Annotated in this window: 23 protein-coding genes; 7 read left to right on the forward strand and 16 right to left on the reverse strand. The window is 34.5% G+C overall.

Annotation, left to right across the window (positions count from 1 at the left end):
- Positions 1–5: 5 nt before the first annotated feature.
- Both E5D58_RS08200 and E5D58_RS08205 read right to left on the reverse strand, forming a co-directional pair.
- The gene (locus E5D58_RS08200; RefSeq protein ID WP_136481366.1) at positions 6–584 is read right to left on the reverse strand and encodes a hypothetical protein; all 579 of its coding nucleotides are present in this window, start codon (positions 582–584) and stop codon (positions 6–8) included.
- Complete coding sequence (locus E5D58_RS08205; RefSeq protein ID WP_136481367.1) at positions 568–1119, reverse strand: RNA polymerase sigma factor; 552 nt, start codon at positions 1117–1119, stop codon at positions 568–570. Before E5D58_RS08205 ends, E5D58_RS08200 begins: the two co-directional genes overlap by 17 nt.
- 172 nt (positions 1120–1291) lie before the next feature.
- Between E5D58_RS08205 and E5D58_RS08210 the strand changes: the two genes are divergently transcribed.
- The gene (locus E5D58_RS08210; RefSeq protein WP_136481368.1) at positions 1292–1861 is read left to right on the forward strand and encodes a DUF2911 domain-containing protein; all 570 of its coding nucleotides are present in this window, start codon (positions 1292–1294) and stop codon (positions 1859–1861) included.
- A gap of 42 nt (positions 1862–1903) precedes the next feature.
- The gene (meaB, locus tag E5D58_RS08215) at positions 1904–2980 is read left to right on the forward strand and encodes a methylmalonyl Co-A mutase-associated GTPase MeaB (protein WP_235835870.1); all 1077 of its coding nucleotides are present in this window, start codon (positions 1904–1906) and stop codon (positions 2978–2980) included.
- Here the strand turns inward: meaB and E5D58_RS08220 are convergent.
- The 5 genes from E5D58_RS08220 to mnmA all read right to left on the reverse strand — a co-directional run bounded on the left by E5D58_RS08220 (position 2973) and on the right by mnmA (position 7550).
- Positions 2973–3542 carry a phosphatase PAP2 family protein gene (locus E5D58_RS08220; RefSeq protein WP_136481369.1) on the reverse strand — a complete coding sequence of 190 codons (570 nt, stop codon included), beginning with the start codon at positions 3540–3542 and terminating at the stop codon, positions 2973–2975. The genes meaB and E5D58_RS08220 overlap by 8 nt on opposite strands.
- A gap of 10 nt (positions 3543–3552) precedes the next feature.
- On the reverse strand, positions 3553–3780 hold the full coding sequence (locus E5D58_RS08225; RefSeq protein WP_136481370.1) for a hypothetical protein: 228 nt from the start codon (positions 3778–3780) through the stop codon (positions 3553–3555).
- 5 nt (positions 3781–3785) lie between these two features.
- Positions 3786–5165: an MATE family efflux transporter gene (locus E5D58_RS08230; RefSeq protein WP_136481371.1), complete on the reverse strand. Its 1380-nt coding sequence runs from the start codon at positions 5163–5165 to the stop codon at positions 3786–3788.
- Positions 5166–5238: 73 nt separating this feature from the next.
- Positions 5239–6177: an NAD(P)H-dependent flavin oxidoreductase gene (locus E5D58_RS08235; protein ID WP_136481372.1), complete on the reverse strand. Its 939-nt coding sequence runs from the start codon at positions 6175–6177 to the stop codon at positions 5239–5241.
- A gap of 185 nt (positions 6178–6362) precedes the next feature.
- Positions 6363–7550, reverse strand: a complete 1188-nt coding sequence (gene mnmA, locus E5D58_RS08240; RefSeq protein WP_136481373.1) for a tRNA 2-thiouridine(34) synthase MnmA — start codon at positions 7548–7550, stop codon at positions 6363–6365.
- A gap of 204 nt (positions 7551–7754) precedes the next feature.
- Between mnmA and E5D58_RS08245 the strand changes: the two genes are divergently transcribed.
- On the forward strand, positions 7755–9194 hold the full coding sequence (locus E5D58_RS08245) for a fasciclin domain-containing protein (protein ID WP_136481374.1): 1440 nt from the start codon (positions 7755–7757) through the stop codon (positions 9192–9194).
- A gap of 90 nt (positions 9195–9284) precedes the next feature.
- Here the strand turns inward: E5D58_RS08245 and E5D58_RS08250 are convergent, their stop codons facing one another.
- From E5D58_RS08250 to folE, 5 genes are all read right to left on the reverse strand, one after another.
- Positions 9285–9989: a toxin-antitoxin system YwqK family antitoxin gene (locus E5D58_RS08250; RefSeq protein WP_136481375.1), complete on the reverse strand. Its 705-nt coding sequence runs from the start codon at positions 9987–9989 to the stop codon at positions 9285–9287.
- Positions 9990–10100: 111 nt separating this feature from the next.
- A complete protein-coding gene (gene yidC / locus E5D58_RS08255; RefSeq protein WP_136481376.1) occupies positions 10101–11996 on the reverse strand; it encodes a membrane protein insertase YidC in 1896 nt (631 codons plus the stop codon).
- Between the two features lie 73 nt (positions 11997–12069).
- On the reverse strand, positions 12070–13710 hold the full coding sequence (locus tag E5D58_RS08260) for a CTP synthase (protein WP_136481377.1): 1641 nt from the start codon (positions 13708–13710) through the stop codon (positions 12070–12072).
- 125 nt (positions 13711–13835) lie between these two features.
- Complete coding sequence (locus tag E5D58_RS08265; RefSeq protein WP_136481378.1) at positions 13836–14096, reverse strand: hypothetical protein; 261 nt, start codon at positions 14094–14096, stop codon at positions 13836–13838.
- Positions 14097–14147: 51 nt separating this feature from the next.
- Complete coding sequence (folE, locus tag E5D58_RS08270) at positions 14148–14735, reverse strand: GTP cyclohydrolase I FolE (RefSeq protein ID WP_136481379.1); 588 nt, start codon at positions 14733–14735, stop codon at positions 14148–14150.
- A 273-nt stretch (positions 14736–15008) separates the two neighbouring features.
- Between folE and E5D58_RS08275 the strand changes: the two genes are divergently transcribed.
- On the forward strand, positions 15009–15680 hold the full coding sequence (locus E5D58_RS08275) for an ABC transporter ATP-binding protein (protein WP_136481380.1): 672 nt from the start codon (positions 15009–15011) through the stop codon (positions 15678–15680).
- 63 nt (positions 15681–15743) lie between these two features.
- On the opposite strand, the gene E5D58_RS08280 is transcribed toward E5D58_RS08275, so the two are convergent.
- Together E5D58_RS08280 and E5D58_RS08285 are read right to left on the reverse strand one after the other, a co-directional pair.
- A complete protein-coding gene (locus E5D58_RS08280) occupies positions 15744–16922 on the reverse strand; it encodes an MFS transporter (RefSeq protein ID WP_136481381.1) in 1179 nt (392 codons plus the stop codon).
- A 78-nt stretch (positions 16923–17000) separates the two neighbouring features.
- On the reverse strand, positions 17001–17819 hold the full coding sequence (locus tag E5D58_RS08285) for a hypothetical protein (RefSeq protein WP_136481382.1): 819 nt from the start codon (positions 17817–17819) through the stop codon (positions 17001–17003).
- A 213-nt stretch (positions 17820–18032) separates the two neighbouring features.
- Here E5D58_RS08285 and E5D58_RS08290 point away from each other — a divergent pair, with 213 nt between their 5' ends.
- Together E5D58_RS08290 and E5D58_RS08295 are read left to right on the forward strand one after the other, a co-directional pair.
- Entirely contained in the window at positions 18033–18797 is a 765-nt protein-coding gene (locus tag E5D58_RS08290) for a TIGR02757 family protein (RefSeq protein ID WP_136481383.1), read from the forward strand.
- A gap of 46 nt (positions 18798–18843) precedes the next feature.
- On the forward strand, positions 18844–20340 hold the full coding sequence (locus E5D58_RS08295) for a S10 family peptidase (RefSeq protein WP_136481384.1): 1497 nt from the start codon (positions 18844–18846) through the stop codon (positions 20338–20340).
- A gap of 212 nt (positions 20341–20552) precedes the next feature.
- Here E5D58_RS08295 and E5D58_RS08300 read toward each other — a convergent pair whose 3' ends face one another.
- Positions 20553–21632 (reverse strand): hypothetical protein, encoded by a 1080-nt coding sequence (locus tag E5D58_RS08300; protein ID WP_136481385.1) that lies wholly within the window; start codon positions 21630–21632, stop codon positions 20553–20555.
- 512 nt (positions 21633–22144) lie between these two features.
- A complete protein-coding gene (locus E5D58_RS08305; protein ID WP_136481386.1) occupies positions 22145–24037 on the reverse strand; it encodes a M61 family metallopeptidase in 1893 nt (630 codons plus the stop codon).
- Between the two features lie 84 nt (positions 24038–24121).
- Between E5D58_RS08305 and E5D58_RS08310 the strand changes: the two genes are divergently transcribed.
- Complete coding sequence (locus tag E5D58_RS08310) at positions 24122–25129, forward strand: glycosyltransferase family 2 protein (RefSeq protein ID WP_136481387.1); 1008 nt, start codon at positions 24122–24124, stop codon at positions 25127–25129.
- Positions 25130–25159 lie beyond the last annotated feature (30 nt).

Raw genomic sequence — 25159 nt, forward strand, 5'->3', positions numbered from 1 at the left:
GATTTTTAAATAGATTGTTCTACCGTCTTATCTGCTTCAGTGTCTCCAAAATTTTCAATTTGAGATCTCAAACGGTATAATAAGTTTAGACGAAACTTTAAATTATCAATTAACGCATTTACAGTTAGCTCTGTAGGCCCAGAATTTGTTAATTCTTTAGAAAGTCTTTGATATTCTATGTCGAGGATATTTAACTGTTCTAAAAAACTATCTATTAGATCTTTGGTTTCCGGGGTTGGATCCATTTTAGCAAGTTCAAGGTTTATACTTGCTAAGTAATAATCCTCCACTTCCTTTAACCCTGGAGAAACATCTCCGAGCGTTTTAGTTGCGTTAGTTTCATTATTTACAACGCTGTGCTTTGGCATATCAATAACTTCTGGTTGCACATATTTAAAACCACCATAGCTAAGTCCTAATACCAAAAGAATACTAGCCGCTACCTTAATCCAACTAGGAAAAAGTGCTTTCTTAATAGGTAACACCTGATCGAGCTTTTCTAAAAACCTTCCTTGATGATTTTCAGGCATTTTCTCAGTTAGTTTAAGCTCCTCTTTAAACAAATCTTTAATATCTCGTGCCATTCTTTTTAAGTTTTAAGGCGTCTTGCAATTTAGACTTTCCTCTTGATAATTGAGTTCTTGAAGCTACTTCTGAAATTTTCAATATTTCGGAAATTTCTTGATGATCATAGCCTTCAATTAAATACAACATCACTACATACCGATACTTATCTGGCAAAGCCTCTATGGCTTCTTTTATATCTTGTAATGTGACTGAATCTTCAACTAACCATTTGTCATCAATAACTGTATCAACTACTTTAAGGTGCACCTCATCTAATTCAACTAAATGCTGCTTCTTAGACTTTAAGACATCAATACTCATATTAACAACAATACGTTTTAACCATGCACCAAAAGTTACCTCAGCTTTATATTGATGAAGTTTTGTAAAAGCTTTGATAAAGGCTTCTTGTACCACATCTTCGGCGTCGGTAGCATCTTTCAAAAACCGTTTAGCCACAATATACATCCCTTCACAGTATTGGTTGTATAACTGCATTTGTGCCTGTCTGTTGTTTTGTTTACATTTTTCAATAATGTCAACTTGAAACATGCTGTTTTTCTTTTGGTATAAGTTAGTTCATTTTAAAGACGATTGAAAAATGCAGGTGTGGCAAAAAATTTATTTTTTTATGCATTATCATAACAAATCTAAATAAAACTGCGTTTGCACTTTAGCGGTTATTCCTTTTTAAATATCTTTATACCTTATTAAATTGCTATCTATGAACTCCTTTTTAAAACGTGTATTAATTTTATTATCTGTAGTTGCTATAGGTTTATTTTTATATTCTGTATTTGTTGAAAATTTATTTGCTCAAAGATTGAGCCCTAAGGATACAGTAGAGTATAAATTAAATGACCTGAAACTTGAGGTATTTTATAATAGACCATTTAAAAAGGATCGAGAGATTTTTGGTGGATTAGTTCCCTATAATCAAGTATGGCGAACTGGAGCTAATGAAGCTACTACTTTTGAAACCAATAAAGCGCTAGCCATAGAAGGGATGCCTTTAGAAGCAGGCAAGTATACCCTTTGGACGGTTCCTAAAGACACCGTATGGAATGTAATATTTAACTCGAAACAATATAAATGGGGAGTCAATGCGCAAATGCAACCAATGTGGGATCCTAATTATGATGTGATTAATGTTGAAGTTCCTGTGCAAAAACTAGATAACTACGTTGAACAATTTACCATAGGGTTTGATAATTCTACCGATAACTTGTTCTTAACTCTAGCCTGGGATAATGTAAAAGTAGCAGTGCCTTTAAAATACAGCTCTGTAAAGTAAATTTGAATTTGCCTTTTTTCTGCTTAGTTAAACCATTCTGAAGTGTCTAAAAAAAAGAAATCTGCTCTAAGTACCAAGCAAGGTGTTTCTCAAAATGAAATGGCTAATAGTTCATCTATTTCTAAAATTAGACAAAAAAGAAAAGTCAATTTGAATGCAGATAGCATAGTGGCTCGTATTTTAGATAGAGATATTACAGCTTTAAGCAGGGCGATTACTTTAATAGAAAGTAAGAATACTAAGCATACTGAGTTAGCAAAAAATATTATTCAAACATGCTTACCACATGCCAATAAGTCTATTAGAATAGGAATAACTGGTGTTCCTGGCGTAGGAAAAAGCACTTTTATAGAGGCACTAGGAAAACATTTAACCCATACTGGAAAACGTGTGGCGGTTTTAGCCATAGATCCAAGTAGTTCAATAACCAAAGGCAGTATACTAGGAGACAAAACCAGAATGGAAGACTTAGTTAGAGATGACAAGGCTTATATCAGGCCATCTGCCTCTGGTGAAACCTTAGGGGGTGTGGCTCGAAAAACCAGAGAATCTATAATTCTTTGCGAAGCTGCAGGCTTTGATGTCGTAATTATTGAAACGGTTGGTGTTGGCCAAAGTGAAACTGTAGTGCATAGCATGGTAGACTTCTTTTTACTGCTCAAACTGGCAGGTGCAGGAGACGAACTTCAGGGCATTAAACGAGGGATCATTGAAATGGCCGATGCCATTGTTATAAATAAAGCGGATGGCGATAACCTAAAAAAAGCTAAACTTGCTCAAGTTGAATTTAAACGAGCCCTTCACCTCTACCCAAAAAAGGAATCCAACTGGCAACCTCAAGTATCTCTGTGCAGTGCATTAAATAATGAAGGGGTTTCAGATATTTGGAACCTTATTTTAAATTTTATTGAAATTACTTCTCATAATGGTTACTTTGAACGTAAGCGCAAGCAACAAAGTAAACACTGGTTATTACAAACTATTGAAAACCAGCTAAAATCAGATTTTTTTAAAAGTCCAAAAATACAAGACGAATTAAATAGGCAATTGGTTTTGATTGAAAACAACAAGACAACCCCATTCGTTGCTGCAGATTGCTTATTAAAACTAATTAAGTAACCCTATACTTTTTTAACAAGTATTGACAAATTTTATAAAACAACCAACCTGAAATTACGCCAAAGCTAAGCCCACAAATAACGTCTAGCGGATAATGGACTCCTAAATATATTCTGCTGTAAGCTACTATTAGGCTCCATACTAATAATATGTATATCAAGTTTTTATAAAATGGTTTAAGCGTTAAACCTGCAAAAATAGCTGCAGCCATAGAATTTGAAGAATGCCCAGAAAAAAAACCATATTTACCACACCTCACAGCTATAAACCGCATTTGATCAATAAGATCTGCTTCACCACAAGGTCTTGGTCTCATAAACCCACGTTTAAAAACATTTGTTATTTGATCAGTAAAAGTAATCATCAAGGCAACTACCACAACAAAAACAAGCATTGATTTTGCCCCGAACTTCTTGTAAAGCAAAAATAACAATAATGCATATAAAGGAATGGAACTTAACTTATCTGTAACTACTAGCCAAAATCCATCCCAAGTAGTAGACCCTAGATTATTCAGGAACAAAAAAAGTTCTGTATCGTATTTTAATAATTGTTCTATCACTACCGTAAAATTAATCTTCGTATTGCGCTATTTCATTATCATAAAACGCTGTAGCCAATTTAATGGCATTTTCAGTTTCTACTTTTAATTCTTTCTGGTCTTCAGCATCAAAATCTTCAAACCATTCTACCTCATCATTCTCTAGATTGATGATAAATCGCGGAAACTCTGTATGAACAACAAAAATAGCATTTGGAAATGCGGTATTATCACCTAAAATAAACTTTGGAAGACTCATAATTTTTACGCTTTGCTTGACAAAATTAACCTTTTCGTTAAATAATTAAACCTAATGTACAATAAAATAGCAGCTGTAGTTAATCCTGCTAACAACCCTAACCAAATACCAAAGCTACCATAAACATCTGCCTTTCCTAAAAACCAACTAATGGGAAAACCAACCAACCAGTAAGAAACGAACGTTATTAATGTTGGAATCTTCACATCCTGCAAGCCTCTCAAGGCCCCTAAAACTAGTACCTGAATACTATCGCTTATTTGAAATATAGCAGCCGCAATTAATAATTTGGATGCTATACCAACCACCTCTAAATTATCTAAAAGGTTGTCCAAATCATCATAATCAACATAAATTTTTGGTAACTGATTATGAAACACGAAAAAGATAATAGCGAACGATATAGCAAACAGTGTACCCATTAAAAATAATGAGAATGCTATTCGTCTTAATTCAAAATAGGCCTTAAGCCCTTTTTGATTCCCAACTCTAATCATGGCAGCTACACTTAATCCCATAGCCACCATAAACGTCATAGAACTTAAATTTAGTGCAATTTGATTGGCAGCTTGCGGGTTTTTACCTAACAACCCACTCAGCCAAATAGCGGCTGTAAAAATGGCTACTTCAAAAAACATTTGCATAGCACTGGGCGCCCCGAGGTTTAGCAGTTTTTTAAGCATTGAATTGTCCAATATCAAAAATTGTATTCGTATAACAAACTGGTTCGTTTTTTCTTTGCCTTTTAATAAATACCAAATGTGCCAAACCATAATAACGCGCGATGCTAAGGTGCCATAAGCTGCTCCAACTATACCCAGCTCAGGAAAACCAAACTTTCCGAAAATTAGTAGATAGTTTAGAATTACATTAACAATGTTACCCAAAAGCGTTGCGTACATAGGGTACTTGGTCATAGACATACCATCTCCAAACTGCTTAAAAGCTTGAAAAACTACCAAGGGAATTAGTGAGATGGCTACCAAATCTAAGTAGGGTCCTGCTAAGGCCACAACCTCAGGAGGTTGTTTCATATAATACATGAGCGGTTTGGAAAAGAAAACCAATAAAAAAAGAAGGATGCCGATAATCGTACAAAGGAATAAACCATGCTTAAAAGCGGACTTACCTGTTTTAAAATTGTTCGAAGCATCTGCGGCTGCAACAACTGGAGTGATGGCTGTTGAAAAGCCAATCCCTAAGGACATAGCAACAAACATAAAACTATTTCCTAGAGAAACGGCTGCCAACTCGGCCGTTCCCAGCTGACCAACCATGATATTATCTATAAAACTAACAAAGGTATGTCCCAACATACCCAACATAACAGGTGCTGCTAATTGCCAATTGTATTTAAACTCTTTTGTGTAGGCCGAAAAATACATAGCGCAAAAATAGGGGATAATTTAGGGGAATTCTATTTTTTTTAAGAACGTAGTTCTAATTCATAGAAAAGCCTTAATATTTTAAGACGTTATTTTTAACATCTTCAAACTCCGTCATTATATTTTCTACAATTTCTGATACAGGTAAAATATCATGAATTAAACCAGAAATTTGACCAATTTCTAACTCGCCTTCTTCTAAATCGCCTTCAAACATCCCTTTCTTTGCTCTTGCTCTTCCTAGCAATTTTTTTAACTCCAGAATTGTTGGAGAAGATTTATAAAGTTCTTGGACTTGATAATAAAATTCATTCTTCATTAAACGAACTGGCGCCAATTCTTTAAGTGTTAACTGCGTAGCGCCTTCCTTAGCCTCTGCAACGGCTTCCTTAAAAGCAAGATGGGCAGAACTCTCTTCACTTGCCACAAACCTGCTCCCTATTTGCACCCCATCTGCTCCTAAGACCATTGCTGCTAACATCCCTCTGCCTGTAGCAATACCACCAGCCGCTATCAGCGGTACTTTTATTAGTTCTTTTACCATAGGAATTAAGGTAAAGGTTGTGGTTTCATCTCTTCCATTATGACCACCAGCCTCAAAGCCTTCAGCAACAACAGCGTCCACACCAGCTTCTTGAGCTTTAAGAGCAAATTTAACACTGCTAACAACATGTACCACAATTACTCCTCTTTCTTGTAACCAACGAGTCCATGTTTTAGGGTTGCCTGCAGATGTGAAAACAATCTTTACCCCCTCTTCAATAATAATGGTCATAATATCCTCTATATTTGGATATAGCATTGGAATATTGACTCCAAAAGGTTTATTCGTTGCTTTTTTACATTTTTGTATATGTTCACGAAGTACTTCAGGATACATAGAACCTGCTCCAATAAGCCCAAGTATACCAGAATTACTGGATGCTGAAGCCAAACGCCATCCACTATTCCAGACCATTCCTGCCTGAACAATAGGATGCTGGATACCAAATAATTGTGTTACCTTATTCATGCTTTACAAATAGTTTCTAATACAAAACCCCATTATCTTTAGAGATATAGGTGCTTTTCAAAATGATTAATTGTTAATATCGTCTCTTATTGACAAAATAAGGTACAAAAACCTATATAATTCCTTAAAAATTTAGAAGACCATCTTAGAATGACAGCCTATTATTAATCAAAACCGATAATAGCTTATGAAATTACCCCCGAACCTATTAATTCATCGTCAACATACCATGCTACAAACTGACCTTCGGTAATGGCCGATTGCAAATTTTCAAATTCAACGTAAAGACCAGCATCCACTTTAAACAACTTAGCTTTCTCAAGAGGTTGTCTATATCTTATTCTGGCAATGACATCCATAGTTTTGTCAAGCTTAATGGCTAAATCTTCTCTAATCCAATGCAACTCATCGTTCGAGACAAAAAGCACTTTTTTTAACAAACCCGGGTGCTTTTTACCTTGTCCCGTATAAATTACATTTTCCTGTACATCGGTATCAATAACAAATAATGGCTCTATAGTTCCACCTACGGCTAAACCTTTACGTTGACCTTTAGTAAAATAATGTGCTCCTTGATGTTTACCAACAACTTTTCCAAAGCTTGTATGATATTGAATCTTTCTAGACTGATACGCTAATTCTTGCTCTTTCGAATCAAAGTATTTTACTTCTTCCTTATATATCTCCTGTTCTTTTGGTATTTCAACAATAACACCCTCTTTTGGTTTTAGTTGCTGCTGAAGAAAGTCTGGCAATTTCACTTTCCCAATAAAACATAACCCTTGAGAATCTTTCTTTTCGGCCGTAACTAAGTTTAATTTTGTTGCTAATTCTCTAACTTCAGGTTTGGTTAATTCTCCTATCGGAAAAAGAGATTTCGACAATTGTTCTTGAGATAATTGACATAAAAAATAAGACTGGTCCTTATTATTATCGATGCCAGCTAATAGCCGATAGACTTCTTTTCCTTTGTGCTTAACAATTCCTTTTCTACAATAGTGACCTGTAGCCACAAAGTCGGCTCCTAATTCTATAGCTATTTTCATGAAAACATCGAACTTAATCTCTCTATTGCAAAGCACATCGGGATTTGGAGTACGTCCTTTTTCGTATTCATGAAACATATAATCTACAATTCGCTCCTTATACTGTTCACTTAAATCAACAGTTTGAAATGGTATTCCTAATTTTTCAGCCACCAACATAGCATCATTACTATCGTCTAGCCAAGGGCATTCATTTGAGATTGTAACGGTATCATCGTGCCAATTTTTCATAAAAAGCCCTATCACCTCATAACCTTGTTCCTTTAACAAGTACGCGGCTACACTGGAATCTACCCCCCCAGAAAGACCAATAACAACTCTTTTCATACCCAAAAATTAGGTCGCAAAGATACATATTATTCTAACAATTTAGCGGTCTTGCGTATTTACAAAATATCGATGAAACACTATTTTGTTTATTTTTTTTAAAAAAAAATGAAACAAAATTTGGATTTATGTTTAACTATTTTATATTTTTGTCAAACAGAATTACAAAATATCTTGAAATTCAAACCATTAAAAATAGTAAACATGAAAAATTTAAATTATTTAAAACGAATTAGTTTAGTGATACTAGCGATATTCACGTTATCCGCTTGTAGTGATGATGATAATCCGACAACGCCACCCCCAACACCGAAAAATATTGTTGAAATCGCTCTTGAAACCCCAGAATTAACCGCTTTAGTAGCTGCCCTTCAAGCAGCTGATGGAAACTTAGTAGATGTATTACAAGGACCTGGTCCTTTTACCGTTTTAGCTCCTACAAATGCGGCTTTTACAGCATTCCTGAACGACAAAGGGTTTTCAGGTTTAGATGATGTTCCAACAGATGTGCTAGCACAGATCCTTCTAAATCATGTGATTATGGCAGATGTTAAAGCCGGTGATTTAATTGCTAGCGGTGCAGGCTATGCCTCTGGAAGTTCAACAAATAGTAATGGCGATGCTATAAGTATTTATTTTGAAGCGCCATCTGCAGACAACGTTAGATTTAACAATGCTGGTAAGGTTACCGCCGCTGACATTTCAGCTTCAAATGGAACCATCCATATTATAGATGCTGTTCTTGACCTTCCAGACGTGGTTGACCACGCCATAAACAATCCAACAGCGTTCTCAAGTTTAGTGACGGCCTTAGGTGCAGCAGATGGTGACTTAGTAAATGTTTTAAGAGGTGCTGGTCCGTTTACTGTTTTAGCACCAGATAATGCAGCATTCTCAACATTTTTAGATGGCGCAGATCTTGGAAGTGTAGATACAGCCGTGTTATCACAAATACTATTAAACCATGTTATTTCTGGATCTTTGAAAGCTGAGGATTTAGTAGCGCTTGGTGCTGGATACGCAAAAACATCGGCCACGGGTCCTGGAGACAATCCTATAGACCTTTATTTTAACACCTCTTCTGGAGTAACTTTTAACGGCATTTCTTCTGTATTTCAAGCAGATGTAGTTGGTACCAATGGTGTTATTCATGCCATAGATGCTGTTATTGGTATTCCAACCGTAGTAACCTTTGTTGCGGCAGATCCTAACTTCTCGACGCTACTTACAGCTTTAACAACGTCTACACCTGCAACTCCATTCGAAGAAATTTTGGCAAGAACTGAAGTAGGTAGTCCAGCAGATGGTATTAATCCAGACTTTACGGTATTCGCTCCAACAAATGATGCCTTTGGAAAATTAGAATCGATCCCAGGAGAAACGGTGTTAACCCAAGTATTATTACACCATGTTATTAGTGAAGCAAACGTAACATCTGGTATGCTAACAAATCCAGGTGATACCTCGCCTACTATGTTAAACGGTCAAATGATTACAATTACTTTGCCAGGAACTTCTCCTAATATAGCAGATGTTAAAGATGGAGCAGGAAACGAAGGTATTGGAATTATTAAAGTAGATGTACAAGCTGGTAACGGAGTTATACATGTTTTAGATACAGTATTACTTCCAGCCTTACCATAAAATAAGATTTTAGTTTGGTTTGTTGATTTGTAGGCAATCACTTTAGTCATTCCCTCTAAACATTGTCTATGAAAAAGAGGCCCCCTAGCTTTAGGGGGTTTTCTTTTTGTATTTAGGGTAATAAGTAAAATCTTTTTCTCGCACTAATTCACCGCGCTCATAATACTTCCAAACTCCATCTTTCTTATCTCTTTTATACTGGCCTTGGCATATTAGTTGCCCTGAAGCATTAAAAAATCTCGCAGCACCATGAAGCTCTCCTTTTTCATACAGCATTTCCTTTAGAACAATACCACTTTTTGAGTACCAAACTATTAAACCATCTAATTTTCCATTAAGGTAGTTCTGCTTCTCTGATACTTGCCTGTTCGGATAATAAATGAGACGCTCTCCTTCTAATTCTCCTTGATTGTTATAGTGTTCTATTGTAAGAAGCTCATTTGAATTCTTTTGATAATACTTCCAGGTTCCAACGTAAGTCTTTCCATCCATCACACCCTCACTAATAACTTTACCCTTTGAACTTAAAAAGGTTACTTCAGCTTTATCGTTCTCACTATTAAAAACTTTTGTTGCGCTTAACACAGATTTACCTCTTATATTTTTATAGAACTTAAACGTGCCTACCTCTTTTCCATGCTTAAACTGTCCTTGATACCTAATAATATTTGTGCCTTCAAACGTTTTTTCCCAAATGCCATGACGTTTTCCTTGATCATCATATTGATTAATATCTTGCGCTATGGTATAACTACAAAAAACTAAAAAAATCAAAAAACTACTAAAATGTCTCATCTTAAATACTGCTTATTTTGTTTCAATTTGGTTAAAACTTAAAGTATTCTTAACAAAAAAAGCTACCAAAATATTGTAATGGCAGCTTTTTGATATAGAAAAAGTCTTTATTTATTTACGTCTTTTTTGCTGTGCCTGCTTCTGTTGCTCTGCTTGTTCCATCATTTCAGCCATTTTCTTTTGAAACTTACTTTGCTTTTTAGGCTTCTTCTTGTTTTCTTGGATTTGAGCATGAATCTTATCTTCATCAAGGATATAATTCTTAATTACCAAAATAATTCCGATACTAATTAAATTCGAAATAAAGTAATATAAACTTAAACCAGAAGCATAATTGTTAAAGAAAAACAACATCATTATTGGAGAGAAATACATCATGTATTTCATCATCTTAGCCATATCTGGCATCCCTTCTTGCTGCGGTTGCGCTTGCATATTTTGACCAGTTGTTAGCCTCATGTAAAAGAAGATAGCTATAGACGCCAAAATTGGAAATAGGCTTACATGATTTCCATAAAATGGAATATTAAAAGGCAAGTTTGCAATGGTATCGTATGACGATAAATCATCTGCCCAAAGAAAGGATTTCTGTCTTAAATCAAAAGCCGATGGAAAAAACTGAAACAAGGCATAAAACACGGGAAGTTGAACCAAGGCAGGTAAACAACCAGCCATAGGACTAGCCCCAGCTTTAGTTTGCAACGCCATAGTTTCCTGTTGTGCTTTCATTTTATTATTTTTATACTTCTCTCGTATTGCATCTAGTTCTGGCTTTAAAATTTTCATTTTAGCCTGAGATAAAAATTGCTTGTACTGTACAAAAGAGAGCATAATTTTCACCAAAATTGTCATGACCACAATGGCAATTCCGTAAGGCATAAAACCACCTAAAAAGCTAAAGAGTGGCATAAAAACATAGCGGTTAATCCATCCGAATAACCCCCATCCAAAAGGTACTAATTCATCAAGATTCCTCCCATAGGCATTTAAAACCTTAAAATCACTTGGCCCGTAATACCAATCCATAGACTCGTTAATCTCACCTCCCTGAAGCTCTAAGGGCATTTTTGCTGCAAATAGCTTCGTGTAAACCGTATCTATAGTTTCATCTTCAACTAAATTCTTGGCAGATATATTGGCTTTTTTAAAGGCCTTATCTGTTAACAAGACAGATGAAAAGAAGTGCTGCTTGTACCCTATCCATGTTACATCATCAAGCTCTTCGTCGGCATCTCTGGCCCCCGTATAATCATCTTTTCCCCCTTCATATTCATAATGAATATCGGTATATCTGTTTTCGTAAGAAATACTTTTTGCATGGCGATACCCTTTAAGTTTCCAATCTAAATTAATCGCATGCGAACTGTTTATAATATCACTTAAGCCTTGAGACCTTATATTAAAATTAATCATGTAGTCGCCTTCCTTAATCTCATATAGATATTCAAGAAACTGGCTTTCAGAAACCTTTAATTTCATGGAAACTCTTGTTAAATCTCCGTTTTTTGAAACTGAGGGTATAAAAGGTAAATCTTTGGTGTTTAAAATACGACTATCTGTTGTACCAAAATTTATATTAAAAGAGGCGTTATTATCTTTAACCAAATAAATAGGAATAGAATCGTAATCAACAAATTCCTTCAATCTAATTTCTGACAAATACCCACCCTTACTACTAAATTTTAGCGCAAATAAATCACTTTCAACAATAGTTTCATCTTTGGTTGCATTAATTGCAGAATATGCGAATGCCCCTAACTTATTGTTAAGCTTTACTTGTTGAATTGAATCTAACTGATTTCCAGAAACATACTGCGATGCAGCATTTTCTATTGATAGAGCTTTCTCTTCTGCTTTTTTTTCTGCCTCAACTTGCTCTTGCTTCGCTTTTTCCTGAGCTTCTATTTCTTCAGGAGTTGGTGCATTTTGATATAGCATGTAGGCTAATATTCCAAAAATAAGAACAAATCCTATAATCGAATTAATGTCTAGTTTCTTTTCTTCCATGTATTGTATATCTATGAATAAAGGTTCCTGCTAAAGCAGGAAGGCTAATAGCTTAACAATAAGCTATCCAATATTAGTTTTGTGCCATTGTGGCACTCTTTTTCTTTCTATTATAATTTAATGATGCTTTTACAAACGCGACAAATAATGGGTGCGGATTAGCAACAGTACTTTTGTATTCTGGATGATATTGGACCCCAATAAACCACGGATGTTCTGAAATCTCAACAATTTCTACAAGACCCGTATCAGGGTTAAGTCCTGTAGCTTTCATACCTGCCGCTTCTATTTGTTCTTTATATGCACCATTAAACTCATAACGGTGTCTGTGGCGTTCTGTAATACTTTCTGCCTTATAAATATCGCGCACCTTACTACCTAATTTTAAATCGCATGCCCAGGCTCCCAATCTCATGGTACCACCTTTGTCTGTAATAGTTTTTTGATCTTCCATTAAGCCTATAACAGGATTAGCGGTTTCTGGATTCATTTCGGTAGACGCTGCATCTTTTATCCCTAAAACATTTCTAGAAAACTCTATAACAGCCATTTGCATCCCTAAACAAATCCCTAAAAATGGAATGTCGTTTTCGCGTACATACTTTACAGCATCAATTTTTCCATCAATGCCTCTTTCTCCAAATCCTGGAGCAACCAAAACACCATCTAGATGTCCTAACTTAAGTTCTACATTATCCTCGTTAATATATTCAGAGTGAATGGACTCTATTTTTACTTTCACTTCATTTTCTGCCCCAGCATGAATAAATGCCTCTAATATAGATTTATAAGAATCTTGTAATTCAACATATTTTCCAATTAAACCAATGGTAATTTCCGACTTAGGATTTTTATGCCTGTGAACAAATTGATTCCATCTATCAATATCTGGAGACGAGCTCTTAAGATTTAATTTTTCAAGTACAACTTTGTCAAGACCTTCATCCAACATTAAATTTGGTACATCGTAAATTGTAGAAGCATCAATAGACTGAATTACCGCATTTTCTTTAACATTACAGAATAATGCTAACTTTCTACGTAACTCTTTTGGCAGCGTATGCTCTGTTCTACAAACCAAGATATCTGCCTGAACACCACTTTCCATTAATGTCTTAACACTGTGCTGGGTAGGTTTTGTTTTTAGCTCTCCAGCAGCCGATAAAAAGGGAACTAAGGTAAGGTGAATAACAATACCATTATCCTCTCCCAAATCCCAGCGTAGCTGTCTTACTGCTTCAATATAAGGTAAGGATTCTATATCTCCAACAGTACCTCCAATTTCTGTTATAACGATGTCATATTCGCCAGACTTACCCAAAATTTGAACACGCTCTTTAATCTCATCAGTGATATGAGGAACCACCTGAACCGTCTTACCTAAGAACTCACCTCTACGTTCTTTTTGTATGACACTTTGGTAAATTCTTCCGGTGGTAACATTATTGGCCTGACTAGTTGGTCTATTTAAAAAACGCTCGTAGTGACCCAAATCTAAATCGGTTTCTGCACCATCTTCGGTAACATAGCACTCCCCATGCTCATATGGATTGAGGGTACCAGGATCTACGTTTATATAGGGATCTAATTTTTGTATAGTAACTCTATAACCTTGAGCCTGTAATAATTTAGCCAAAGAGGCGGCTATAATTCCTTTTCCTAAGGATGACGTAACTCCGCCAGTTACGAAAATGTATTTTGTGGTAGTTGACATGATGCGCTTTTAAACGCAGGCAAATTTACAAAATTAAAACAGTTATTTAAGAATTGTTTTTAGTTATTTAAATGCATCTCTTTGATGCAGGTACAACTCCCAAAACGCAACTTATTTTAACAGAACTAGTTTTGTTTGAAAACGTAGGTATACAACCACATTAGTGTAAACGTAGGTATAATATCTAAACCAGGTACGGCTTCCTCTACAAAGGCAACTAATCCAGCAATTTTACCTTCCTTACCTTTATATAATTTTGTCATTAACCAACCTGCTACGGGCGCCCAAATAACATCAAAAAACTCTCCAATTCCTGGCAAGAAGTAAGAAATACAACCAATAACATCTAGTATGATACCTATTAGCAACTTTTTATATTTACTCATGTTTTATTATTTGCTAATTATTTAACAATAAGCATACCAACAAATTAACGATTACTTTCCGATAAGTTTTAAAAATTCGTTTCGAGTTTCTATTTTTTCAAACTGACCTCTAAACCCAGACGTAGTAGTCAACGAGTTCTGTTTTTGAACCCCACGCATCATCATGCACATATGCGATGCCTCAATAACCACAGCCACCCCTTGCGGTTTTAAGGTATCATTTATACAATCTAAAACCTGTTCGGTTAGGCGCTCCTGTACTTGCAATCGTCTTGCGAACACATCCACAATTCGAGGTAACTTACTTAGCCCAACTATATAACCATTGGGTATATATGCGATGTGTGCTTTTCCAAAGAAAGGTAAAATATGGTGTTCGCACAATGAATAAAGTTCTATATCCTTAACAATAACCATTTCATTATAAGACTCCTTAAACATGGCTCCTTTTAAAATAGCAACAGGGTCTTGCTCATAACCTTGTGTTAAAAACTGCATGGCTTTTGCCGCACGCTCGGGTGTTTTTAATAAACCGTCTCTTTGCGTGTCTTCCCCTAAATCACTAATAATACTTTTATATCTATTCTTAACATCGTCTGTAACCTGCATGTTATATTCTTCAAAACTCTTATATGGCATCTTTTTTTTATTGAAGTTTTAGTTTTAAAGTTAGTAAAATATGCATTACACACACTAGAGCAAAACAATTAGGTGTTTAATTTTTATAAATAAAAGAATAATAGCGTCTAACTGCAATCTTACCATAGGGTTATGAATAAAAGAAACAAATGCTGTTTTAAAATGGCACCGATAGATTTATTATCTTGAAATAAAGAAATATACAAGAGCAAGTCTAATAGATAATTGTACATCAATTCATAATGTGTTAATTTCACCGTTCAAAACTCGGCAATGATTCAAGCAAAGAACATCCATAAGTATTACGGAAACCTTCAAGTTTTAAAAGGCGTTAATATTGAAATTAAAAAAGGTGAAGTTATCTCTATTGTTGGAGCATCTGGAGCAGGAAAAACTACGCTGCTACAGATTTTAGGGACACTTGATACCGCTTCTAACAAAGAACCTTTCGAATTAAGCATTAATGACACAGATATAAGTAGCTTGAATGATAGAAGCCTTGCTAAATTTAGAAACGAGCATATAGGATTTATTTTTCAATTCCATCAATTGTTACCAGAATTTACAGCCTTAGAAAACGTATGTATACCCGCCTTTATTAAAGGCACCAATGAAAAAGAGGTAGAAAAGCGGGCCAAAGAACTTTTAGATTTTTTAGGGCTTTCTAATAGATATCATCATAAACCAAACGAATTATCTGGAGGCGAACAACAGCGTGTTGCTGTAGCAAGAGCACTTATAAATAACCCTGATTATATTTTTGCAGATGAACCCTCTGGAAATTTAGACAGTGAATCTGCCGAAAACTTGCACAATCTTTTTTTTAAACTGAGAGATGAATATGGGCAAACATTTGTTATTGTAACTCATAACGCCGATTTAGCCAATATGGCCGATAGAAAACTTACTATGGTTGATGGTAAAATTATCCACCAAAGCAATTAATAAAACACGTATTCCTTTGTGCTTGATTTGCGCAAATATTAAGAACGAAATCATAAAATTGCTCTAAACCTCATTTCTTTTTTTAAACAATGCTATAAGTCCTAAAATCGGGCCAATTGCCAAGACCATAAACACATTTTTATTATCAACAATATTTAGCAAATAACTTATAATTTGAATACTTATGATTGTTATTGCAAAGCCCGTGCAATTTACAATAGTTAAGGCTGTTCCTGTTTTTGATTGGCTAATATTTTGAGCAACCAATGTTGAAAATAAAGGAGAATCTGCAATAACCACCATGCCCCAAAATACAATGCACATTAGAAACATTGATTTTGATTGGATTTCAAAAAATACCGGAGATAATAAACAGCACAAGCATGATAAAAATAAGCTTACTCCTGCCACTCGCCTTGCACTAAACTTAATCGAAAGCTTTCCTGAAAGCAAACAAGCTAAACTTCCTACACCGATAATAACAAAACTCCAAAAAGGCACGTTAAAACTTACGTCCATTTTATTAGAAGCATAAGTTTCTAACAAAACAGGGGTGAATGCCCAAAAGGCATAGAGTTCCCACATATGTCCGAAATACCCAAACGCAACAGACCTAAATTTACTGTTTTTAAACAACCTTAACCATAACCCAGCATCAAACCCCTTGAGAGGTTTTCTAAAAGGACCATCATCTACCAATGCAAAAATTAAAAACCCTCCTAAGACTGCCATACTTGAAGTAATGACCATCATAACTCTCCAAGGAACTACGCCTGAAAAACTTCCTTTAATAATATGAGGAAACGCCGTACCCAAAACTAATGCGCCTACCAGAAAACCTAGTGCACTACCTAAACCTTCTTGGTAATAATCGGAAGCTATTTTCATTCCAACAGGATAAATCCCTGCTAAAAAAAAACCTGTGAGAAACCTACACAGAATAAGACCAAACAGATTCTGGTCTTCCAAAATCATCCCTAAATTAAAAAAGGCACCAAGTAAGGCACTAAAAAAGAATACTTTCGATGGCGAAAACCTGTCTGTTACTGTAAATAATGCGAATAATAAGGTTCCAAATATGAAACCCAATTGAACGGCCGAAGTAAGATGGCCTAGAGCAGAAAAATCTAGTTGAAAGCTTTGTATTAAATCTTCAAGAACAGCATTACTTGCAAACCATAAAGAAGTACAGCAAAACTGAGAAAACACGATTAAGGCTAAAACTTTGCTGCTCTGCTTCATTAAATAAAATAAGCTTCCAAATTAGTTAAATTTGGAAACTTAGTCTATCTCAATTAATAAAATTACAAAAACTTGTTTTTATTTTACTAAAATTGGGTATTCAACTCCTAAAATAGTAACAGTAGAATTGTTGTAATTTAGTTCAATATCTTTAATCTTACCGATATCAATATTCAATATACCAGACTTAATAGATCTTGGTAATAATACAAAATGTAATGGTTCTTTAACAGACAGAGTATAATCAATACCTTTAGAGTTTACACCATTCTGCGTTCCCTCCAGCTCGTATTCGTCATCCCAGATATTAATAGGCGTATTAGATCCGGCCACCCAGGTTCTAAAAGAATCTTCGGTATACGTAATAACTTCATCTTCCGCTGTAGTTATCTTCCCGTTTTTAATAGTTACAGCATATCGTAACTCATCATTATTATTCTTTCCTAAGTTTTTTACAAAATGCGTCCCTTCTACTAGGTAATCATTGTGATAATAATTATCAAAAGTCGCCGTATGCTCACTCCCCTCTTGTCCATACCAATTTGTGGATACAACAGTGATAACTCCTTTTCTAGTGACACCATCTTTACAAAGTATACCAGACTTAAAATCTATAACAATCGTTTTAGGAAATGTATTTAAATCAAAAGGTGTTACAGTAATAGTGGGTTCGTCCTTTGTGGAGGTCTTCTTATTAGTGTTAACCGATGTTTCTGCTGACAAAACAGCATCTCCATTGTTGTTTCCAACATCTTGGAATATTCTATTAACTAATACATATTCATTCAAAGCTTCAATAGTTGCCGTTGGATCAGCAGTTTCTACATTGTCTTTAATATTGTCTTCATCACAACTCATAAAAAGCATGACTAACAATAAGGTTATAATCTTTTTCATGGTTTATTATGTTTATTAATCGAATTAACGAATTCTGTTGAGTTTTAGTCTTAAAACGTTCTAGCAATCGATAAACAACACTGTAATAATGTATTTCGTCGATATTTTTAGTCTTTTACAGATAAAAATCTCATGATTCACAATAACATACGTATCCTACTAAAAGTTATATATTGTATTTTTACCATAGATTTATTAGAATAAAACATACCATTGCAGCATAAAGAATTAAAAGAATTTCTCGACACAAAAGTTGAAAATTACAATAACCCTAAGTTCATTGAAAGCGATCCCATTCAAATACCTCATCAGTTTAATAGAAAAGAAGACATTGAAATATCCGGTTTTTTAACAGCCACTATTGCTTGGGGAAATCGAAAAAGTATTATTAATAATGCCAAGAAACTCATGGAGCTTCTAGATTTTTCTCCCTATGACTTTGTTATAAACCATGAGAATAAAGATTTAGAAAAGCTCAAAACGTTTGTTCATAGAACTTTTAATGGTGATGATTGTCTTCAGTTCATTAAATCCTTAAAGCATATTTACAACTCATATAATGGCCTTGAAACTATTTTCGAAAACCATTTAGAAAATGAGTCGTTACAGCCAGCTATTTCAAAATTCAAATCGATATTCTTTGAAATAGATCATTTAAAGAGGACTGAAAAACACGTTAGTGATCCAATGAAAAATTCGGCCGCAAAACGTATTAATATGTTTTTAAGATGGATGGTTAGAACCGATAACGCTGGCGTAGATTTTGGTATTTGGACATCTTTAAAGCCATCTGCTTTATCTTGTCCTTTAGATGTTCACTCCGGAAATGTAGCTAGAAAATTGGGGTTATTAACCAGAAAACAGAATGATGCGAAGGCATTACTAGAATTGGATACCCGTTTACGGGCGCTTGACGCCGATGACCCTGTAAAATACGATTTCGCTTTGTTTGGATTAGGCGTTTTTGAGGGATTCTAAAAAATAAGTATCATTACCTTTACAAATCCATAAACTTATAGATACTATGAAAAACCTTTTTTTGGCCATATTTATTTTTATAACCAGTTTTGGCGTATCTCAAAACCTTGAATTACCTGTTGATACTATTGTAGTTACGTCTCATTCAGCAACCATTAAAAATGAAAGTGTTTCCTATACTGCCACAGCGGGAACGCAGCCTGTCTGGAACAAAAAAGGAGAAGTTATTGCCTCATTATACTATACTTATTATGAACGAAAAAACGTAAGTAATAAAGCTAATAGACCATTGATTGTCTCTTTTAATGGCGGCCCAGGGTCGGCGTCTGTTTGGATGCATATTGCATATACAGGTCCTAAAGTTTTAAACCTTGATGATGAGGGTTATCCAATTCAACCTTATGGCGTATCAGACAACCCAAATTCGATTCTTGATGTGGCTGATATTGTTTATGTAAACCCCGTAAACACCGCATATTCAAGAATGATTCCTAATAAAGAAGGAGAACTTCCTAAACGCGAAACTTTTTTTGGTATTAATGCCGATATAAGCTATTTAGCTGAATGGATAAACACATTTGTCACTAGAATTAACCGATGGGAATCTCCTAAATATCTTATTGGTGAAAGTTATGGAGGCACCCGAGTTATGGGACTTGCTAATGAATTGCAAAACAAGCAATGGATGTATTTAAATGGTGTGATTTTAGTATCTCCTGCAGACTATAAACTTTATAATACCAATCAGCCTGTTTATTCTGCTTTAAATCTGCCATATTTTACGGCTGCCGCATGGTATCAAAAAATGCTTCCTAATGAATTACAAGAAAAAGATTTGACAGATATTTTACCTCAAGCCGAAAAATTTGCCATACATAGTTTAATGCCTGCTCTAGCAAAAGGTGGGTTTATTAATGAAACGGAAAAACTACAAATTGCAAAAAAAATGGCCTTTTACTCTGGGTTAAGCGAAAAATCTATTTTACAGAATAATCTAGACGTGCCTACAGCCTTTTTTTGGAAGGAGCTTTTAAGAGACAAAACAGGACATACTATTGGAAGGTTAGATTCTAGGTATTTAGGATTAGATAAAAGAGAAACAGGTAGTAGTCCTGATTATAGTCCAGAACTCATGTCATGGAATCATGCCTTTACCCCAGCTATAAACTACTACATTAGAAAACACTTAAATTTTAAAACAGATATTAAATACCAAGTTTTTGGAGATGTGCATCCTTGGGACAAAAGAAATGACAATACACGTGACGGCCTAAGGCAAGCCATGGCACAGAACCCCTTTTTAAAAGTCCTTATACAATCTGGTTACTATGACGGCGCTACCACTTACTTCGGGGCTAAATACACAATGTGGCAAATTGATCCGAGTGGAAAGATGAAGGACCGCTTTACATTTAAAGGCTACAGAAGTGGTCATATGATGTATTTGCGTAATGAAGACTTAATTACAGCTAACAATGATCTTCGTGCATTTATAAATAACAGTTTAAGCAAAGGAAAAGCAGCCAAATACATGAAGGAATAGCGAATTTAGAATACTTAACCTGCTCTTATTTTTAAATGCTGATTTTAACTCATTTTCATTTTTAACCAGAAAAAGCACCCTTTAGATTTGATTTAATTAACTCATAAAGTAAGCATATATAAAGTATCAAAAAAATGTTATGAGATAATTCACTATAGCTAATCAAAACGTAGCCATTGCATTAAATAGGTTTTTCGCCTTATTTATAAGTCCTAAAGACCAAATCGATACTGTAGACCGGTCATAAAAAACTTTTGATCATCACGATATCCTAGTTCAGCCCTGTACATCCAATGTGGAGATATCTCAAAATTAAAACCTATTTGGGTACTCCAATTATCAATAATCTCCTTCTTAATACTATAATTTATGGCGTCTGAATTTTCTACTCTATCGGCCGCAGAATCAAGTCTGTCCGCTCTAGCATATAAGTCCATTAACTTCTCATCCTTTCCCGGAGTAGCATCAGGTAAACTTTCCCAAAAGGTTATTTGTTCATTATTAATAGCAGAAAAACCATCTATAGCTCTGAGCATGGCTTCATCCAATTCTGGCACTCCAATAGACCCTGTATTATTTTCTTTATTTACAAAATCACGATACATGGCACCAACATATACCGCTAGCTTCATATTGTTATTAAATACCACTCTCCGTCCTATTCTAGCAGAGCCTACAAAAAAAGTAACCGTCTGGGTCAATAAATCTGATGTAGTCCAAGTAATATTACCATCCGTACTAACAAAATAGTCATCCCAACCGTAAACAAGTGTAGTCCCAAATCCAAATGAATTTGTGTTAAATACTACTGCCGGTACATCTATGGGCTTCTCAAGTGTTCTTATTTCTTTTAAGTTTCCATTTGGACCTAAATTATTTTCAACAACCTGCGGTTGAAAAGACACCTTAGTTGTACCTTGGTTCTTTGAATAAATTCCGTAAAAGTTCAAAAAAGGTAATATCCAAGCATCAGCTCTTAAATTTACTCCATTTGTTGTTGCAACCGTCTCAGTAAAATTTAAAGTTTCTGGATTAATTATATCATCTAAATTTTCTCCATCGAAAAAATTCATACTAAACTCTGTTAATTCCAGCGACATTTGATTAAACACATAATTCACATTGAAACCAAACGGTAATTGTAATTCAAAATTCCTATCGACTACTTTTTGCCCCCAAATGGGTAAGCTATATGGCCAATCCTTAGACACATTAGTGGAATCTTTTTTTGGAAATTGTATACCACTTTGTGCGTTTACTTCTAGCAAATTTAATACTAGAAAAAGCAGCATTAATAGAGTTCTAAATTTGTTTATCATTTTCATAATTTCTAAATAAATTTTCTTGCTTTACACCTCTAATTTATAATAAGTCATATCAATTCAATGAACCACAAAAAAAACCTGTAGATAGCCGTATGCTTAAATTTGAAGTGGAAATTAATCGTAAATAATTGAAACACAAACTTAGGTATTATTTTAATGAATTACACTATTTAATAAAAATATAGGTTAGGTTCAAGCTCATTTTTTTATCTAAAATTCACATTCGTTCGCTACAAAAATTGTCGGCTTATTACTAAATTATCAATCTCTATTTAGCATTATATTTTGCCCTTTTGGAGATAAATGCCACGAAAACTATACATTGAACCAATGCTCTTAATTAATCTACTAAGTCAACTTTATTCTGTAAATTTTATTTTGATAGAAATAATATCATCCCTACTCAAATTATTAACACAAAAAAAAAAGGATTGGTAAATAATAGTTTACCAATCCTTTAATATCATATAGATTTAGTCCTAGCCCTTCAACCAAGCCTCGCGCAACACTTTCTGCGCCTCAGAAGCATCCGCCATTTCCATAATAGCCGTACCATTAGTATATGTTTTTGTGGTCGTGGTTTTAATGACAACTTCCTCGCCATTTCTATCTAATACAACTTCAATATCCTTTCCTGGCTTCCACATAAAAACCTCTTGCAAAAGGTTATTAGCGTTTGCCATTTTCATCTCTTTTCCGTCTATTTTCTTTATAACATCGTTGGCTTCTACTCCTTGATCTGCCCAAAAACTGTTTTCTAAAACCTTTTCCGTAAAGAAAATGGTTCCTTTTTCTGGATCACCGCTTACAATAGGCATGCCGTTCATTAAAATGTAGTTAGTTTCAACTCTTCCTTCACCAATTTCTAAACCCACTTTGTTTAAAAAATCATTATATTTAATTGGAATATCCCCTTCTACATGAGTTTCAAAAAATACTCCAACAGACGGATAAGTCATAGCTGTAATTTCTTCGATAAGCTTGTCGTCTTCAAAAGGTTTATTCTTCCCATATTTATTACTCAACTCTTTCATTAAAGACAAAATACCTCTTTGACCATTACTTTCTTCACGCAACAAAATATCAATACACATACCTATTAAAGCACCTTTTTGATATACGTTCAAATATTGGTCCTTATAAGGAACCTTTAAAATATTCTCACTCATTATTGTAAAACTCATGGCATCATCCAATCGCTTAGACCCATCAATTTTAGTCATCATTTTGTTATAAAACTCACGCTCGTCAATCAACCCTTGATCTACCTGAAATAAATTAGCAAAATACTCTGTTACCCCCTCATACATCCATAAATGTTTTGAAAAGGTTGGGTTGTTATAATCAAAATAATGCACATCTTCAGAATGCACACTTAACGGTGTAACTATATGGAAAAATTCATGAGATACTACATCTATCATACTACTCGCCAAGGTCTCTTCAGACATAGATTCAGGAAATACAACCACCGTGGACGTATGGTGTTCTAAGGCTCCAAAACCTTTAGGAGAATCTCCTTTCTCTTCCGATAGATATAAATAAATATCGTATCTAGGAGTTACATTAATATCACCTAAATACGCTTTTTGGGCTTGCATCATTTTTAAAACCGTTTCCTTAAGAGATGCTGCTGAATGAACCTGATTTGGTGAATAGACACTTAATACAATCTTAATATCTCCAACCTGAAATTCTTCTACATCTAGATTACCGTACATCATCGGGTTATCTGTAATATCAAAATACCTAGGCGCAAAATAACTGGTTGTTATGGTTGTTCCATCTTCGCCAGTAGTAGAATTCATAGTTTGAAGTGCAGAAGAACGCACAAAATCCGCAGGCGCAGCAATATCGAGCTTGTATTGATTATTTTTTAACGAATCAAAATAACCAATAAAGCCATGTAAATTTAAAACATAATTTTTTGACTCTATATTAGTTCCAGCAGGAGAAAATGGGGTATCCTTTCCAATACCCCCAGTTACTTCAATATCATAGGTGTCGTTTACTAAGTAGGTAATTTTATCTAAATTCTTGGCACTAGATACAGTCCATGTATTGGTATCAATTTTATTAACGGGTAATTCATTACCTTCATAATCAATAGCCTTAAAATCGTCAATATATTTTCCAAAATTACTTATCGAATAGGTTCCTTGAATAACTCGTGGTAGTCTGTAAGTTACAGTTTCAACAGTAAAACGCCCTGGGTTAACTGTTACTGGTGCTCTATCGTCGTTAATGTTCATTAAATCGATAGAAGTTTCAATAGGCACATTAATGGCTAAATCGTTTTTACTATTTTTTGTGGAGCTACAACTTGCTAGTAAAAAAGCTACGAATAAGACTGATAATATACGTGAATTCATGAATCTATATTTTATTTTTTAAATGACAAGCAAAATACCATTATGTTACCAGTTGCATTCTTAAGGTTTTGTTAAATTCGCATCATGGAAAACCCACTTATAAGTATTCTCATTCCCTTTAAAAACACAGAATCCTTTTTAAAAGAATGCCTTGATTCTGTACTAAAGCAAACTTATTCTAATTGGGAATTAATAATCATTGATGACGGATCAACAGATGCTAGTTATTCGATTGTAAAAACGTATGCAAAGCAAGATTCTAGAATTAAACTACTTAAAAACCCAGGAAAAGGAATTATTGAAGCACTACGTTACGCGTTTAGTAAGTCTGGCGGAGCGCTGATTACAAGAATGGATAGTGATGATATTATGCAACCTAAAAAACTTGAAGTATTAAGTACTAGTTTACTTAATTCTGGGAAACGTCATGTGGCAATTGGCATGGTAAATTACTTCTCTGAAACAGGAATAAAGGCGGGATATAAAAGCTATGAAACCTGGTTAAACCAACTAACTAAAACAGGTGCAAATTATTCTGAAATATATAAAGAATGTGTTATTCCTTCGCCATGCTGGATGGTATACAGAGAAGACCTAATTGCATGTAATGCCTTTAACCCTAACCGATACCCAGAAGATTATGATTTAGCCTTTAGATTTTATAAACACCAATACAAATGCCTTCCTTGTAATGAAGTATTGCATGACTGGCGCGATTATAATACCAGAACTTCCAGAACTCATGAGCATTATGCCGAAAACCATTTTATTGGTATAAAACTGCATTACTTTTTAGAGTTAGACTTTAATAAGACAAAAACATTGGTAATTTGGGGAGCTGGTAAAAAAGGAAAAAAAGTAGCAAAGATCTTAATTGATAAAGGGATTGATTTTGAATGGATTTGTGACAACCCCAAAAAGATTGGTAAAGACATTTATGGAGTTGTTTTAAAACCGTTTGATTTTTTAAAAAAGATAGAAAATGCTCAAAGCATTATTACCGTTGCTAATAAAGGTGATCAAAATGACATATTGCACTATATGACATCGTTAGACTTAAAACCTATTGAAGATTATGTTTTCTTTTGTTAATGAAAAAAAATATGTAGGTTTGTTTAATCG

The sequence above is a fragment of the Cognatitamlana onchidii genome (assembly GCF_004804355.1).
GTDB lineage: Bacteria > Bacteroidota > Bacteroidia > Flavobacteriales > Flavobacteriaceae > Cognatitamlana > Cognatitamlana onchidii.